The sequence below is a fragment of the Piscinibacter sp. PDB5-1 genome, from assembly GCF_056676035.1.
The window spans coordinates 16196-30492 of sequence record NZ_JBWVZL010000002.1; the positions used below are offsets into that span (position 1 = coordinate 16196).

At 68.6% G+C, this 14297-nt stretch carries 14 protein-coding genes and 1 tRNA gene; 4 read left to right on the top strand and 11 right to left on the bottom strand.

Annotated features, from left to right (window positions below):
- The first annotated feature begins 39 nt into the window (after positions 1 to 39).
- Genes AC1KAT_RS07430 through AC1KAT_RS07440 form a run of 3 tightly spaced genes read left to right on the top strand, consistent with a single transcriptional unit; the run spans position 40 to position 2542 of the window.
- Entirely contained in the window at positions 40 to 1041 is a 1002-nt protein-coding gene (locus tag AC1KAT_RS07430; protein ID WP_480324365.1) for an XdhC family protein, read from the top strand.
- Positions 1038 to 1808, top strand: a complete 771-nt coding sequence (gene aat / locus AC1KAT_RS07435; RefSeq protein WP_480324367.1) for a leucyl/phenylalanyl-tRNA--protein transferase — start codon at positions 1038 to 1040, stop codon at positions 1806 to 1808. Before AC1KAT_RS07430 ends, aat begins: the two co-directional genes overlap by 4 nt.
- A complete protein-coding gene (locus AC1KAT_RS07440) occupies positions 1805 to 2542 on the top strand; it encodes an arginyltransferase (protein ID WP_480324370.1) in 738 nt (245 codons plus the stop codon). Before aat ends, AC1KAT_RS07440 begins: the two co-directional genes overlap by 4 nt.
- Here the strand turns inward: AC1KAT_RS07440 and AC1KAT_RS07445 are convergent.
- Genes AC1KAT_RS07445 through AC1KAT_RS07455 form a run of 3 tightly spaced genes read right to left on the bottom strand, consistent with a single transcriptional unit; the run spans position 2528 to position 5385 of the window.
- Positions 2528 to 3649, bottom strand: a complete 1122-nt coding sequence (locus tag AC1KAT_RS07445; RefSeq protein ID WP_480324372.1) for an NAD(P)/FAD-dependent oxidoreductase — start codon at positions 3647 to 3649, stop codon at positions 2528 to 2530. The two genes, AC1KAT_RS07440 and AC1KAT_RS07445, sit on opposite strands and share 15 nt — an antisense overlap.
- A 34-nt stretch (positions 3650 to 3683) precedes the next feature.
- Positions 3684 to 3920: a thioredoxin family protein gene (locus AC1KAT_RS07450; protein ID WP_480324374.1), complete on the bottom strand. Its 237-nt coding sequence runs from the start codon at positions 3918 to 3920 to the stop codon at positions 3684 to 3686.
- Between the two features lie 16 nt (positions 3921 to 3936).
- Positions 3937 to 5385, bottom strand: a complete 1449-nt coding sequence (locus tag AC1KAT_RS07455; RefSeq protein WP_480324376.1) for a permease — start codon at positions 5383 to 5385, stop codon at positions 3937 to 3939.
- Positions 5386 to 5625: 240 nt separating this feature from the next.
- Between AC1KAT_RS07455 and AC1KAT_RS07460 the strand changes: the two genes are divergently transcribed.
- Positions 5626 to 7260 carry a GMC oxidoreductase gene (locus AC1KAT_RS07460; RefSeq protein WP_480324378.1) on the top strand — a complete coding sequence of 545 codons (1635 nt, stop codon included), beginning with the start codon at positions 5626 to 5628 and terminating at the stop codon, positions 7258 to 7260.
- Here the strand turns inward: AC1KAT_RS07460 and AC1KAT_RS07465 are convergent.
- The 8 genes from AC1KAT_RS07465 to AC1KAT_RS07500 all read right to left on the bottom strand — a co-directional run bounded on the left by AC1KAT_RS07465 (position 7251) and on the right by AC1KAT_RS07500 (position 14287).
- A complete protein-coding gene (locus AC1KAT_RS07465; RefSeq protein WP_480324380.1) occupies positions 7251 to 8366 on the bottom strand; it encodes a hypothetical protein in 1116 nt (371 codons plus the stop codon). The genes AC1KAT_RS07460 and AC1KAT_RS07465 overlap by 10 nt on opposite strands.
- 5 nt (positions 8367 to 8371) lie before the next feature.
- Positions 8372 to 8716 (bottom strand): metal-sulfur cluster assembly factor, encoded by a 345-nt coding sequence (locus AC1KAT_RS07470; RefSeq protein WP_480324382.1) that lies wholly within the window; start codon positions 8714 to 8716, stop codon positions 8372 to 8374.
- Entirely contained in the window at positions 8713 to 9174 is a 462-nt protein-coding gene (locus AC1KAT_RS07475; RefSeq protein ID WP_480324384.1) for an Rrf2 family transcriptional regulator, read from the bottom strand. Before AC1KAT_RS07475 ends, AC1KAT_RS07470 begins: the two co-directional genes overlap by 4 nt.
- Before the next feature lie 57 nt (positions 9175 to 9231).
- A complete protein-coding gene (locus AC1KAT_RS07480) occupies positions 9232 to 11499 on the bottom strand; it encodes a nitric-oxide reductase large subunit (protein WP_480324386.1) in 2268 nt (755 codons plus the stop codon).
- 167 nt (positions 11500 to 11666) lie between these two features.
- Positions 11667 to 11741: transfer RNA gene (locus tag AC1KAT_RS07485), tRNA-Val, on the bottom strand.
- A 23-nt stretch (positions 11742 to 11764) separates the two neighbouring features.
- A complete protein-coding gene (dnaQ, locus tag AC1KAT_RS07490) occupies positions 11765 to 12469 on the bottom strand; it encodes a DNA polymerase III subunit epsilon (protein ID WP_480324388.1) in 705 nt (234 codons plus the stop codon).
- The gene (gene lgt, locus AC1KAT_RS07495; RefSeq protein WP_480324390.1) at positions 12466 to 13284 is read right to left on the bottom strand and encodes a prolipoprotein diacylglyceryl transferase; all 819 of its coding nucleotides are present in this window, start codon (positions 13282 to 13284) and stop codon (positions 12466 to 12468) included. Before lgt ends, dnaQ begins: the two co-directional genes overlap by 4 nt.
- A 58-nt stretch (positions 13285 to 13342) precedes the next feature.
- A complete protein-coding gene (locus tag AC1KAT_RS07500; protein ID WP_480324392.1) occupies positions 13343 to 14287 on the bottom strand; it encodes a LysR family transcriptional regulator in 945 nt (314 codons plus the stop codon).
- Positions 14288 to 14297: the final 10 nt, after the last annotated feature.

Consider the following 14297-nt stretch of genomic DNA (forward strand, 5'->3'; position numbering starts at 1 on the left):
GCTCGGAAACCGGCTCGCCCCAGACCCTTCTTGCCCGCGATGGAAAGCCTCGACCTGTACGTGTTGCAACAGGCCCGGCAATGGCGCCTCGACGCGCACGCCGTGTGGCTGGTGACGGTGGTCGAAACCTGGGGCTCCGCGCCCCGGCCGCCCGGCGCGCTGCTGGCGGTGCGCGACGACGGCGCGGTGGCCGGTTCGGTGTCGGGCGGTTGTGTCGAAGACGACCTCATTGCCCGCGTGCGCAGCGGCGAGCGGCCCGATCGGGTCACGCTGCTGAGCTATGGCGTGACGCGCGACGAGGCCGCGCGCTTCGGCCTGCCCTGCGGCGGCACGCTGCGCCTGCTGCAAGAACCGCTGCAAGACGTTGGATGGATCGATGACGTGCTCACACGCGTCGCTCGCCATGAATGCGTGTCGCGCAGGCTCGATGTGCGCGATGGCCGCCTGTCGCTGCTCACCGCCGCGCGTGGCGATGGTTTCGCCTTCGACGGCCACACGCTCACGCAGCACTTCGGCCCGCGCTGGCGGCTCTTGATCGTCGGCGCCGGGCCTTTGTCGCGCGCCTTGGCCCCCATGGCGCTCGTACTCGACTTCGAGGTGATCTGCTGCGACCCGCGCACCGAATACACCGAGGGCTGGGCCGTGCCCGGCGTGCGCCTGAGCCACGCCATGCCCGACGACCTGGCGATCGAACTCGCGCTCGACGCGCACACCGCGGTCGCGGCGCTGACCCACGACCCGAAGCTCGACGACCTGGTGCTGCTCGAAGCGCTGAAGTCGCCCGCGTTCTACGTCGGCGCGCTCGGCTCGCGCGCCAACACCGCGCGTCGCAAAGCACGCCTCGCGGGCTTCGACCTCACGCCGGATGAGATCGCACGCCTGCACGGGCCGATCGGCCTGCACCTGGGCGGGCGCACGCCGGGCGAGATCGCGGTGGCCATCCTGGCGGAGATCGTCGCGGTGCGGCATGGCGTGGACCTGGTGCAGAAGAAACCCAACCCGTCCCCCGCCCCACCCTCGATGCACGCTGCCGAACCATGATCACCTGGCTGCACCACGCGCACGACCGGCTGCCCGACACGCGGCGCGCCCTGCCGGCGGGCTCTGACGCGCCGGGACTGCTGGCGGCCGGCGGCGAGCTGACACCACAGCGCCTGACCGAGGCCTACAGCCACGGCGTGTTCCCCTGGTATGGCGAGGGCCAGCCCGTGCTGTGGTGGTCACCCGACCCGCGCATGGTGATGTTCGTGGACGAGTTCAAGCTGTCACGCTCGCTGCGCAAGACCCTCAAGCGCTTCATTCGCAGCCCCGGCTGCGAAGTGCGCATCGACAGCGACTTTCGCGCCGTCATCACCCACTGCGCCCACACGCCACGCGAGGGGCAGGACGGCACCTGGATCGTCCCCGAGATGGTCGATGCCTATTGCCGCTGGCACGCGCTGGGCGTGACACACAGCGTCGAGACCTGGGTGGACGGGCGACTGGTGGGTGGCCTCTACGGCGTGAACCTCGGGCGCATGTTCTTCGGCGAATCGATGTTCTCGCACCAGACCGACGCCTCGAAGATCGCCATGGCCGCGTTGATCGCGTTCTGCCGCGCGCACGGCATCAGCCTCATCGACTGCCAGCAGCGCACCGGCCACCTGGCCTCGCTCGGCGGGCGCGAAATACCCCGCAGCCTGTTCGAAACCCTGTTGCCCCCCAGGCTGAGGGAACCCTCGGTGGATGATTGGACCTATGATCTTTCGCTGTGGGCCCGGCTCGACGCCAGCCTGCTTTCACCGCCCGCGCAGGACACCGGCCCGTGACCCATCCCAAAGAGCTACCGCTCGCGTCCCTGCAGTTCTACGCCACGGCACCCTACCCGTGCAGCTACCTCAGCGGCCGCCTCGCGCGTTCGCAGGTCGCCACCCCCAGTCACCTCATCCACGCCGACGCCTACTCGGGCCTCGTCGCCAACGGCTTTCGCCGCAGCGGCATGTTCACGTACCGGCCGTACTGCGAAGGCTGCAAGGCCTGCGTGCCGCTGCGCATCCCGGTCAAGACCTTCGCGCCCACGCGCAGCCAGCGCCGCGCCTGGAAGGCCCACACCGACCTGCACGCGCGCGTGCTGCGCCTGTGCTTCGTGCCCGAGCATTACCAGCTCTACCTGCGCTACCAGGCCGGCCGCCACAGCGGCGGCGGCATGGACAACGACTCCATCGACCAGTACACGCAGTTCCTGCTGCAAAGCCGCGTCAACTCACGCCTGGTCGAGTTTCGTGACCCCGAAGGCGTGCTGAAGATGGTGTCGATCCTGGACATCCTCAACGACGGCCTCTCGGCGGTCTACACCTTCTACGAGCCCGAAGACGGCACGAGCTACGGCACCTACAACGTGATGTGGCAGATCGAGCAGACCAAGCTGCTCAAGCTCAAGCACCTGTACCTCGGCTACTGGATCGGCGAGAGCAACAAGATGGCCTACAAGGCGCAGTTCCGCCCGCACGAACTGCTGGTGGACGGCCGCTGGACGCTGGCCGGCGACCTACCCCAGCCCTAGCCGCTCGGCCACCTCGTCGGCCAGGGCGAGGCACGAGGTCAGCCCAGGCGACTCGATGCCCAGACAGTTCACCAGGCCCGGCACTCCGTGCTGCGCGGGGCCTTGCAACACGAAGTCGGGCGCCGCCTCGTGCGGCCCGTGGATCTTCGGCCGCATGCCGCTGTAGGCCGGCACCAGGGCGCCATCGGGCAGACCAGGCCAATAGCGGCGCACGTCGGCATAGAAGGCCTCGGCGCGCGCCGGGTCCACGCGGTAGTCGAGGGGGCTGCCGTCGTCTTCGCCCAGCCATTCGACATCGGGCCCGAAGCGGGCCTGCCCTGCCAGGTCGAGCGTGAGGTGAACGCCGAGCCAGGCGTCTTGCGGCATCGGGTACACGAGACGCGAAAACGGCGCCGGCGCAGCCAGCGCGAAGTAGCTGCCCTTGCACCGATGCGCACGCGGCACGTGGCGGGCATCGAGCCCCTGCATGCGCGACGCGAGCGGCACCGCGCCCAGCCCCGCCGCGTTGACCATCCACCGCGTGCGCAAGGCCATCGGCTCGTCGCCACCGACGTGCAGCACGTGGCCGTCTGCCGCCAGCTCGACGCGCAGCACCGGCGACGACAAGGCGACCGCAGCGCCCGCGCCTTCGAGCTCGCCTTGCAGCGCGAGCATCAGGCCATGTGCATCGACGATGCCGGTGGACGGCGACCACATCGCACCATGGCAGGCCAGCGCCGGCTCCATCGCCTGCGCCTCGGGGCCGCTCAGGCGTGCCACGTCGGTGACGCCATTGGCGCGGGCCTTCGCCAGCAGGCCGTCGAGTTGCGCGACCTGCGCCGCCGAGGTCGCCACGACCAGCTTGCCGGTGCGCCGGTACGCCACGCCGTGCGTCGCGCAAAAGTCATACAGCAACTCGCGCCCGCGCACGCACAGGCGGGCCTTCAACGAGCCCGGCGGGTAGTAGAGCCCGGCGTGGATCACCTCGCTGTTGCGCGAACTGACGCCGGTGCCGATGGCCGTGGCGGCTTCGAGCACCAGGGTTTCGAGGCCGCGCCGGGCGAGCGCACGCGCCGTCGCCAGACCCACGACACCCGCGCCGACCACCACTGCATCCACCGTGTCCATCGGCGGATTGTGGATCGGGCCTGCGCTCAGCGGCTCAGGCCTTCAGCCACTGCGCAATCTCGGCCTGCGTCGGGATGCGCCCGCTGCTGACCAGCTTGTCGTCGATCACGAGGCCGGGGGTCGAGAGCAGGTCGTAGGCCATGATGGATTTCATGTCCGTCACCTTGACGAAATCGGCGCTCACGCCGGCAGCGGTCGCGGCCTCGCGCGCCACGGCTTCGAGCTTTTTGCAGTTGGCGCAGCCCGAGCCGAGGATCTTCACGGTGGTCATGGGGTCTCCTTTCGAATCAAATCTTCAGCGCCAGCGCGTTGCGCCCACGGCGCACCCACGCGAGCACCGCGCCCAGCGCCGCAGCAAACGCCAGCAGGCCGCCCGACAGCCACGCGGCCGGCACGCCATCGACCCAGGCCCCGAAGACGAGGCCGGCGATGACGCTGAACGTGGCCACCAGCAGCACATAGGCCGCCGTGCGGGTGCGGCCCAGCACTGCCGCCACCATCAACATGCTTTGCAGGCTCAGCTCGGGGTCGGCCATCAGGTACGCGAGCAAGGGGCCACGGTGCATGCCCATGTCGAGGAAGAGGTGCGCCACCGGCACCTCGACCAGCGTCGGGAAGTACATGAACACGCCAAAGGCCACCGCCACCAGGTTGGAGGGCACCGTGTTCTCGCCCGCCAGCGCGCGAATCCACTCGGGCTGCACCCACTGCCGCACCACTCCGACGATGAACACGCCCAGCACCAGCAGCAGAAAGATCTGCTTCACGAAGCGCCATGACTCCCACATCCAACCTAGCCGTTGGTCTCGGGGCAACTGCCGCGAGTAAAACACCACGGCACCCAGCGCCAGGCCGACGGCCAGCGTGCGGCCGGTGACGACCATGGCCAAGCCCTCGGCATGCGGCCTGAACTGCATCGAGGCGATCAGCAAGGTCGCGGCGACCAGCGAGAGCGCGAGCCAGGTCCAGCGGTTCGCGCCTTCGGTGATGTCTTCCAGCCCGCGCCAGGCCGCAAGGCCGATCAGGCCCAGCAGCACGATGAGCACCGAGCCCTGCACGCTGACGCCCTCTTCGCCACGCGTGGCATCGAAGGGCACCCAGTCGAGCAGCGTGGCCTGCCACGCGGCGGCGCCGGGCAACGGCAGGTCCACCGTGAGCACGGTGCCCGTCAAGAGCGACACCTTCAGCGTGCCCGCGATCAGCACGGCCACCAGCGACAGCAGCACGCCGGCTTGCGGCTTGCCGATGCGCTCTTGCGCGGCGAAGGCCGTGTCGGCCTGCGCGTCGTGCGCCAGGTCGTCGCGCCAGAACAGCAAGGCCATCAGCAGACCGATGCCGATTCCGAACACCAGGCACAGCAGAAAGCGCGCGATGGCGAAGTCGGCCCCGAGGATGCTGCCGGTGTAGGCCAGCGCCAGCACGTTGCCCGCCGGCGCGAAGAAGAGAAACGTGACCGCCGGCCCGATGCCCGCGCCCTTCTTGTAGATGCCCGCGAAGAGCGGAACGATGGTGCACGAGCACACCGCCAGCAGCGAACCCGCCGCCGCGGCCGCCGGGTACGAGATGCGGTACGGCGTGGTGCGGCCCAGCCAGCGCGTGATGGCCGCCTTGGGAATCAAGGCCGTCATGCCACCCGCGATGGCAAACGCCGGCAGCAGGCACAGCAACACATGCGCGGCCAGGTAGGCCGCGAGGTTGCCAGCCCCCCCGGCGAGCGAGGCGATCACCACATCCATGCCATCGAACCCCTTTTGAGGCGGGCCCGAACACCGGGCCCGTCGGCGAGTATCGAAAGGCGCTCGCCCGCCCTGCTTGATGCAGGACAAGCGCGCGCACTTCGCCGCAGGCACGTTGTGACCCGCTCAACGGCCTCCGCCGCGTTGAATTCGTCACATCATTCGCGCACCCGCGGCGCGAACCGGCGACGCGGCTGGCGAAGATCGGCCCTTCGCTGACGCCCCCCCACGAGAGCCGCCTTGCAAGACACCCACGACTGCGATTACCTCGTCATCGGCTCCGGCTTCGGCGGCAGCGTCTCGGCCTGCCGGCTGGCCGAAAAAGGCCACTCGGTCGTGGTGATGGAAATGGGCCGGCGCTGGTCCCCCGCCGAGTTGCCGAAGACCAACTGGGACTTGCGCCGCTGGCTGTGGCGCCCTGGGCTCAAGCTGTTCGGCTTCTTCAACCTGCGGGTCTTTCGCCACGTGATGGTGATATGCGGCAACGCCGTCGGCGGCGGCTCGGTCACCTACGCCAACACCTTGCTGGTGCCGCCCGAGAAGGTGTGGGACGAAGGCTCGTGGGCCGGCGCGGCCGACTGGAAGGCCGAGATGCCCGCCCACTTCGCCGCGGCCGAACGCATGCTGGGCGTGACCGACAACCGCTGGCTCGGCCCCGCCGACCACCGCCTGCACGAGATGGCCACGCGCGTGGGCGTCGGCCACACCTTCCGGCCCACGCGCGTGGCGACCTGCTTCGCGGGCGAGGGCCAGGTGCCCGGCCAGGCCGTGCCCGACCCGTACTTCAACGGTGCAGGCCCCGCGCGCGGCACCTGCACCGGCTGCGGCGGCTGCATGATGGGTTGCCAGCACAACGCCAAGAACTCGCTCGACAAGAACTACCTCTGGTTCGCCGAAAAGCACGGCGCACAGATCCATGCCGAAACCCGGGTGATCGACGTGAAGCCCCTCGCCGACCCGGCCACGGGCCAGGCCGACGGCAGCGCGGGTTACCTCGTCACCACCGAACGATCGACCGCGTGGTTCGCCAGGCAGCGACGCACCTGGCGCGCACGGCACGTGGTGTTCGCGGGCTCGTCGCTCGGCACACAAGAACTGCTGCTGCGCCTGAAGCAGCGCGGCTCGCTGCCCGCGCTGTCATACGCCCTGGGGCGCGGCGTGCGCACCAACGCCGAGTCGCTGATCGGCGTGCGCTTTCCGAACAGCAAGGTGGACATGAGCCAGGGCGTGGCCATCGGCTCGTCGATCCACCTCGACGCCTACACGCACATCGAAGCCACGCGCTACCCACGCGGTTCAGACGCGATGGGCCTGGTCAGCACCTTGATGCCCGAAGGCGGCGGGCGCTGGGGCCGCATCGCGCGCTGGCTGTGGCTGGCCGTGCGCCACCCGGTGAGCTTCGCGCGCGCGGCCAACCCGCGCGGCTATGCGCACGAGTGCCTGATCTTGCTGGTGATGCAAACGCTCGACGGCACCCTGCGCATGCGCCTCAAGCGCCCGTGGTACTGGCCCTTCGGTCGCTTGCTGTGCAGCGAGGGTCAGCCGATTCCGACCTACATCCCCGAGGCCAACGCCTTCGCTCAAAAGATGGCGCGGCACTTCAGCGGCCTGCCAATGACGGGCCTGGGCGAGATCCTGTTCGACGTGCCGCTCACCGCGCACTGCATGGGCGGCTGCGCGATCGCGGCCGACCCGGCGCAGGGCGTGATCGACGCGCAGCACCGGGTCTTCAACTACAAGAACCTGCTGGTGGTCGATGGCTCGACGCTGGGCGCCAACCTGGGCGTGAACCCCAGCCTGACGATCACCGCGCTGGCCGAACGGGCGATGTCGTTCATCGCCCCCAAACACGCCCCAGCGGGCACTCAGCGCTGAACTGACCCCGCGCGTGCACGGGCGGTCGGGCCCGGCGGGTGCTTGCGCCGCCAGGCCCAGGCCGAGCCCCCCATGACGAGCGCAAACGCGACCATCGCCAGCGCATTGCCGACAGCCCCGAGCGTGAGCTGCCCCGGCATGAACAGGCGCACGGCCAGCGACACGTGCAACACGGCCAACGGTGCGTAGAACACCGGCCCGTACAGCACCTTCACGCGGGCCACGGCCGGCAAGATGACCGGCGCATGCGCCAGCATCATGCTCAGCACGAAACCCAGGCCGAGCGCATGCAGCGCGATGTCGCGCACGGCCAGGCCGGCCCCCAGCGCGACCCAGGCCACGCCCGCCACACCGAGCCACCCATAGCCCAGCAGCAGGCACACCGCCATGTAGCGGCTCAGGGCCTGCGCCTTGACCGTGCGCCGCGCGATGTCGAAGCTCAGCAGCCAGACAGCAAGCCCCGTGAGCGAGGCGCCATAGACGATCAAACCCACCGGCGAGACAACCGCGACCGCCGCGCCCAGCAGCATGCCGCCCAACAGCGCATGCAGCGCCTCGGCAGCACCGGGTCGGCGGCGCATCAGGCGCGTCATCTCCAGCCGTTCGGCCGCGATGGTCAGCAAGAGAAACGCGAACCACCATGCGATGGCGGCCTCACCCGGCGCCTGCAGCGCGTGCAAGCCGTTGCCCACGAACCAGGCACCCGCACCGACCAGCAGCAGCCAGGTGTGCGGCTCGCGCTGGCGGCGCACCACGAGCCCGTTCACCGTAATGAAGACCGCCGCCGCGCCGACCGACAGCCAGGCTGCCACGGCGGACGCGCCGGTCAAGGTCAACACGCCCGAGGCCGCGCTCAAGCCCGGGGCAATGAAGGCCCAGCGCACCTTGACCGCAACCGCGCGCTCGATGCCGATCACCGTGCCCATGAAGGCCGACACCATCAAGAAGGCGTGGGCCACCACCGCACGCGGCAGCACCTCAAGCGGCAGCCACGACGGCGCACTGACACCCGCGCGCACCAGGCCACCCAAGACGCCCGCCAGCAGCGCAGCCGCCACCAGCGCAACGAACACACCCCTCGCCACACGCGCCACGCTGAGAGGCATAGCCGCTACCAGCCCATGAAGGCCTTGGCACTGGCGCTCATGCGCTCGGTCGTCCATGGCGGTTCCCAGACCAGTTCCACATCGAGTGCATACGCGGGCGGCAGGCTGCGGTCGAGTTCGATGCGGATGTCGTCGAGGATGATGTCGGCCACCGGGCAGGCGGCCGAGGTCATCGTCACCCGCACATGCACGCGGGCCTCGGTGACCGCCACGCCATAGACCAGCCCCACATCGACGATGCTCATCGCGACCTCGGGGTCCACCACGCGGCGCAGCGCGGCTTCGATGAGCTGGCGCAAATCCTCCGGCCCTTCGTACGGGTACGAGGCCGCATTCGGTTGATCGCTCATGGGGCCTCTTTCATGCGCGCCAAGGGGTGGAAGTTCAACACCTGCACCAGCTCTTGCCGGTTGGTCGTGACCTGCGCCAGCGAATACTTGTCGAGCACCGCATAGAACGCGCCGATGGCTTCGCCCAGCACGCCCTTGAGCTGGCAGCAACCGCCGATGGTGCAACGCCCGCCGCCGCTCTCGAAGCATTCGACCGGCGTGAGCACGCCCTCGGCGTCGCGCACCACCTGCCCGACCGAGATGTCTTCGGGCCGCAGGGCCAGGCTGAGGCCCCCGCCCTTGCCGCGCACGGTGCTGATCCAGCCCTTCTTGCCGAGAAAGTGCACGACCTTGACGAGGTGGTTTTCAGACACGTCGAAGGCGCGCGTGATCTCGGCGATGGTGGCCTTTTGCGTCGGTGCGGCGGCCAGGTAGATGAGCACGCGCAGGCTGTAGTCGGTGAACGCGGTGAGCTTCATGGTGCTGCCTCAATGGGGCAAGGGAGCCGCAGCCCCCTCGCCTCTTGCTTGCGATGTTTACTTGGCGGTGACGGCCCCCACCGGCGCCACCTGCGTAGCAGGCCGGCGCAACAGGCGCAGTGCATAGAGTGCCAGATAGACACACCCCGCCGCGAACACGATGTCGCCCGGCACGCGCAGCCACACCAGCGTTTCCATCACCGGCGAGTGGATCACCTCGGCCGAGCGGGCGTACCACAGGCCCTGCGTGACGGCCCCGTAGGCCTGGTAGATGCCGGCGGGCAACAGCGACATGAAGACCATCATCGCCAGGCCTGCGTTCAGGCCCCAGTAGGCGGGCTTGAGCAGCCGATCGGCATGCAGCGAACGCTCGTAGAGGCCGCGCAGGCAGAAGAGCATCAGGCCGATCCCGAGCATGCCGTACACCCCGAAGAGCGCGGCGTGGCCGTGTGCGGCGGTCATGTTCAGGCCCTGCACGTAGTACAGCGAAGCTGGCGGGTTGATGGCGAAGCCCAGCAGGCCGGCGCCGACGGTGTTCCAGAAGCCGACGGCCACGAAACACAGGATGGGCCACTTGTAGGCCTGCAGCCAGGCGACGTGGCGCGAACGGCGGTAGGTCTGCATCGCCTCCAGGCCGATCAGCGTCAGCGGCACGACTTCGAGGGCCGAGAACACCGCGCCCACGGCGATCACCGAGGTGGGCGTGCCCGTCCAGTACAGGTGGTGCAAGGTGCCCAAGATGCCGCCGAACAGAAACACGATGGTCTCGGCCACGATGGCCCGGTTGGCGCTGGCCGCGCGGATCAAGCCGAGCTTGGTGAAGATCAGCGCGACCACGGCGGTGGCGAACACTTCGAAGAAGCCTTCGACCCACAGGTGCACCAGCCACCAGCGCCAGTACTCGATCATCGAGTAGTGGGTGTGCTGGCCCCAGGTCAGCGAGGTGGCGTAGAAGCCGCCGATGCAGGTCGCCGACAGAAAGACCATCGCGATCAGGCCGCGGATCTCAGACGCCGTGCGCAAGGCCGGCCACAGCGCGCGCCCCAGCAAGAACACCCACAGCAGCAGGCCGACGAACAGCAGCAATTGCCACACGCGGCCCATGCTGGTGAATTCGAGCCCCTGGTTGCCGAGCCAGAACGAGAAGTCCACGCCCCGGTGCTGCAGCGTGCCGAGCCAGCCGGTGAGGGTCGAGCTCAGCACCACGACGATCAGCGCCCAGAAGAGAAAGTCCACCCCGAGCTTTTGCAGCCTGGGCTCGCGCCCCCCCAGAAGCGGCGCGATGTAGAGACCGGTGGCCAGCCACGCGGTGGCGATCCAGAAGATGCCGACCTGCGTGTGGATGGTGCGGCTGGTCACGTAGGGCAGCACCTCGGCCAACGGCAGGCCGAAGAACGACTGCCCCTCAACCGCGTAGTGGGCGGTGATCACACCCATGCCCACTTGCAGCAGGATGAGCCCGACGACCGCGAAGAAGTACTTGCGCGTCGCCTTCATCGAGGGCGTGGCCTTGGCGCCGAGCAAGGGGTCGGCCTTCGGCACTTCGGCCTCTTGCTCGTCGTGGCCTCGGCCGTGCAACCACAGCATCGCGGCAATGCCCGCGAGCAGCAAGATGATGCTGACCATCGACCAGATCGCCGCCGAACTGGTCATCGTGTTGCCCACCAGCGGCTCGTGCGGCCAGTTGCTGGTGTACGAGACGCCGGGCTCGTTGGGGCGGTCCGTGGCGGCCGACCAGGCCGACCAGAAGAAGAACGCGGTCAGTGCCTGGCGGTCGCTCTTCTCGGGCAAGGCGCCCTCGGTCATCGCGTACTGCTCGCGCAGCGTCGCGAGCGACGGCTCGGTGCCGAACAGGCCCTCGTAGTGCGTAGCGACCTGGCGAATGGCTTGTGCGCGTTCGGCCGACACCTTCACGACACCGCTGGTCTCGTCGTAAGTGTTGCGGCGCATTTCCTTGCGCACCTGCGCATCGACCATCGCCTGTGCGTCGTCGCTCAGCGCCTCAGAGTCACGGCGGTGCTGCGCCGCGCGGATCTTCTGCAAGGCCACGGCCTCGCGGTGCAGCCAGTCGGCCGACCAGTCGGGCGCGACGTAGCTGCCGTGGCCCCACACGCTGCCCAGTTGCTGTCCACCCGCCGCCAGCCAGGCCTGCTGGCCGCGCTGCACCTGCTCACCGGTGAACAGCACCTCGCCGTCGGTCGTCTGCACAGACTTCGGGATCGGCGGCGCCGAAAGGTAGATCTGCCATCCGAGGTACCCGAGGGCCCCGAACGACAGGACGAAGATGAGGCCGAGCCATCGCCACAGCCGGTTGTTGGTCTTCATGGCATGTCCAGTTCAGTGGTGGATTAAAAGGTGCATTTGACGTGCACCTAATGTAGAAATCCACCGCAGGCACGGCCATGACCTGGATCAACTTTCGCGGGAACGCGCGCTGCGGAGCCAGAAAAGAGAAAAGCCCCGCAAGTCGATGACTTGCGAGGCTTCTGTCTTGGTGGGCGGTGCAGGGTTCGAACCTGCGACCCCTGCCGTGTGAAGGCAGTGCTCTACCGCTGAGCTAACCGCCCGAATTCGTTCGGGAAGCCCAAGATTATGCCACAAGCAAACGCCATTGCGTCTTGCCGCCGGAAGCTTTGTCGAGATCGGCCAACACGGCCTCGTGGGCTGAGGCTTCGTCGGCGCTGGCTTCGATCACCGGCAGCTCGAAACGGCTGAAGTCGATTGCCTCGATGACGATCTGCTCGTGGCTGGACACCGCTTCGTCGATGACGAGCGAGTTCTGGCCACGCGTCATGTTGATGTAGACCTCGGCGAGCAGGCCCGCGTCGAGCAAGGCGCCGTGCAGCGTGCGGTTCGAGTTGTCCACCTCGAGACGCTTGCACAGCGCGTCAAGCGAGTTCGACTTGCCCGGGAACATCTCGCGCGCCATCACGAGCGTGTCGGTCACCTTCGCCACGTGCTCGACGAATTTCGGCCGGCCCAGGCGACGCAGTTCTTCGTTGAAGAAGCCCACGTCGAAGCTCGCGTTGTGCGCGATGACCTCGGCACCGGCCAGGTACTCGAACAACTCGTCGGCGATGTGCGCGAAGAGCGGCTTGTCGGCCAGAAACTCGTCGGTCAGCCCGTGGATCTTGACCGCGTCTTCGTGGCTCGACCGCTCGGGGTTCAGGTAGAAGTGCAGGTTGTTGCCGGTGAGCCGGCGGTTCACCATCTCGACGCAGCCGATTTCGATGATGCGGTCGCCCGACTCGGGGCTCAGGCCCGTGGTTTCGGTGTCGAAGAAGACCTGTCTCATGCCGCTTGCACCTTGCCGTTCGCGTCGTTCTTGCCGGCCCACACCCACACGCCGATGCCGAACAGCACCATCGGCACGCACAGCCATTGCCCCATGCTCAAGCCCATCGCCAAGGGCCCGAGGAAGCTGTCGGGCTCGCGGAAGTATTCGGCGATGAACCGGAAGATGCCGTAGCCGATGAGGAACAGCGCCGAGGCACGCCCCGCGGGCCGAGGGTGCCGCGCGTACAGCCACAAGATGGCGAAGAGCAGCAACCCTTCGAGCGCGAACTGGTACAGCTGCGACGGGTGGCGCGGGTCGGGCGTGCGCGATTGCGGAAAGACCATCGCCCAGGGCAGGCTCGGGTCGGCCACACGGCCCCACAGCTCGCCGTTGATGAAATTGCCGATGCGCCCCGAGGCCAGGCCCGTGGGCACGCAGGGCGCAATCAGGTCCATCACCTGCAAGAACGGCCGCTTGCGCCGCCAGCCGAAGAAGGCCATCGCCGCGACCACCCCGAGCAAGCCGCCATGGAAGGACATGCCGCCCTTCCACACCGCGAAGATGTCGAGCGGGTTCGCCAGGTAGCTGCCCGGCTTGTAGAAGAGCACGTAGCCCAGCCGCCCGCCGATCACCACGCCCAGCACGCCAAAGAACAGCAGGTCTTCGACGTCGCGGCGCGTCCAGCCGGCTTGCGCGAATTGCGTCTGCTTGACGCGCAGCGAGCCCAGCCACAGAAAGAGGCCGAAGGCCACGAGGTAGGTCAGGCCGTACCAGTGGATGGCGAGCGGCCCGAGCTTGAGGGCGATGGGGTCGAATTGGGGGTGGACGAGCATCGGGGCAGACGGTTGGCCGAGAAAAGCCCGCGAACGATAACCGACCGTGCTCGGCGCCCTAACCCGCCGCGAGCGAGCGCTCGACGAATCGCACGAAGCGCTGCACCACCGGCCCGGCCGATTCGGGCCACACGAGGCTGGTCTCGCAGCGCGGCGCCGCCTTGGCGAGCACCGCCGGCAACTGGCGGTAGACGACGCCCGGCCGCTGCAGCAGCGTCACCGAATGCGGCACCCAGGCGATGCCGAGGTCCGACGAGACCAGGTTCACGATGGTCTGCATCTGGATCGCCTCTTGCCCGATGACGGGCGACGCGCCGTGGCGGTGATAGAAGGCCAGCACCGCGTCGTAGAGCGAGGGCGCGATGGGCCTGGGAAAGATCACCAAGGGCTGCGCCAGCACCTCGGGCAGGGCCAGCGTCTTCGATCGCGCCAGCGCCGACGACTCGGCCAGCGCCAGCACCAGCGGCTCGGTGCCGAGCGACAGGTGCTGCAGGCGCACGCTGCCGGCGACCTCGGGCGGCATGCCGGGCGCGTGCAGCATGAAGCCGGCGTCGGCCTCGGCCTGTTCGAGCGCGAGCAGTTGCACGTCGGTCGTGGCTTCGCGCAGCACGAGCGAGACGCCGGGTTCCGCGTCTCGAAAGCCGCGCAACCAGGCCGGCAAGGGGCCGAAGCCCACCGTCGAGACGAAGCCCAGCCGCAGCCGCCCCACCGCCCCGTGGCCAGCCGCCTGCGCCAGCGCCGGCAAAGCCGCCGCCTGGTGCAGCAACTGGCGCACCGGCTCGACGAGCGCCTGCCCGGCGGACGTGAGCGCTACGCGGCGCCGGCTGCGCTCGAACAGCGGCACGCCCAGGCGCGCTTCGAGCTGCTGGATGGCCATGGTCAGTGGCGGCTGCGTCATGTGCAGGCGCTCGGCCGCCTGGCCGAAGTGCAGGGTCTCGGCCAGCGCGAGAAATTGGCGCCACGCGCGCAACTCGACGACCGGAAGCGAAGGCAGGTCACTCATACGCGCAGAG

Coding starts and splice junctions, on each gene's coding strand:
- AC1KAT_RS07500 (WP_480324392.1), bottom strand. CDS start 14,287: ATGAGTGACCTGCCTTCGCTTCCGGTCGTCGAGTTGCGCGCGTGGCGC.
- AC1KAT_RS07450 (WP_480324374.1), bottom strand. CDS start 3,920: ATGACCACCGTGAAGATCCTCGGCTCGGGCTGCGCCAACTGCAAAAAG.
- AC1KAT_RS07445 (WP_480324372.1), bottom strand. CDS start 3,649: ATGGACACGGTGGATGCAGTGGTGGTCGGCGCGGGTGTCGTGGGTCTG.
- AC1KAT_RS07480 (WP_480324386.1), bottom strand. CDS start 11,499: ATGAAGACCAACAACCGGCTGTGGCGATGGCTCGGCCTCATCTTCGTC.
- AC1KAT_RS07465 (WP_480324380.1), bottom strand. CDS start 8,366: ATGCCTCTCAGCGTGGCGCGTGTGGCGAGGGGTGTGTTCGTTGCGCTG.
- AC1KAT_RS07475 (WP_480324384.1), bottom strand. CDS start 9,174: ATGAAGCTCACCGCGTTCACCGACTACAGCCTGCGCGTGCTCATCTAC.
- AC1KAT_RS07455 (WP_480324376.1), bottom strand. CDS start 5,385: ATGGATGTGGTGATCGCCTCGCTCGCCGGGGGGGCTGGCAACCTCGCG.
- lgt (WP_480324390.1), bottom strand. CDS start 13,284: ATGCTCGTCCACCCCCAATTCGACCCCATCGCCCTCAAGCTCGGGCCG.
- aat (WP_480324367.1), top strand. CDS start 1,038: ATGATCACCTGGCTGCACCACGCGCACGACCGGCTGCCCGACACGCGG.
- dnaQ (WP_480324388.1), bottom strand. CDS start 12,469: ATGAGACAGGTCTTCTTCGACACCGAAACCACGGGCCTGAGCCCCGAG.
- AC1KAT_RS07470 (WP_480324382.1), bottom strand. CDS start 8,716: ATGAGCGATCAACCGAATGCGGCCTCGTACCCGTACGAAGGGCCGGAG.
- AC1KAT_RS07430 (WP_480324365.1), top strand. CDS start 40: ATGGAAAGCCTCGACCTGTACGTGTTGCAACAGGCCCGGCAATGGCGC.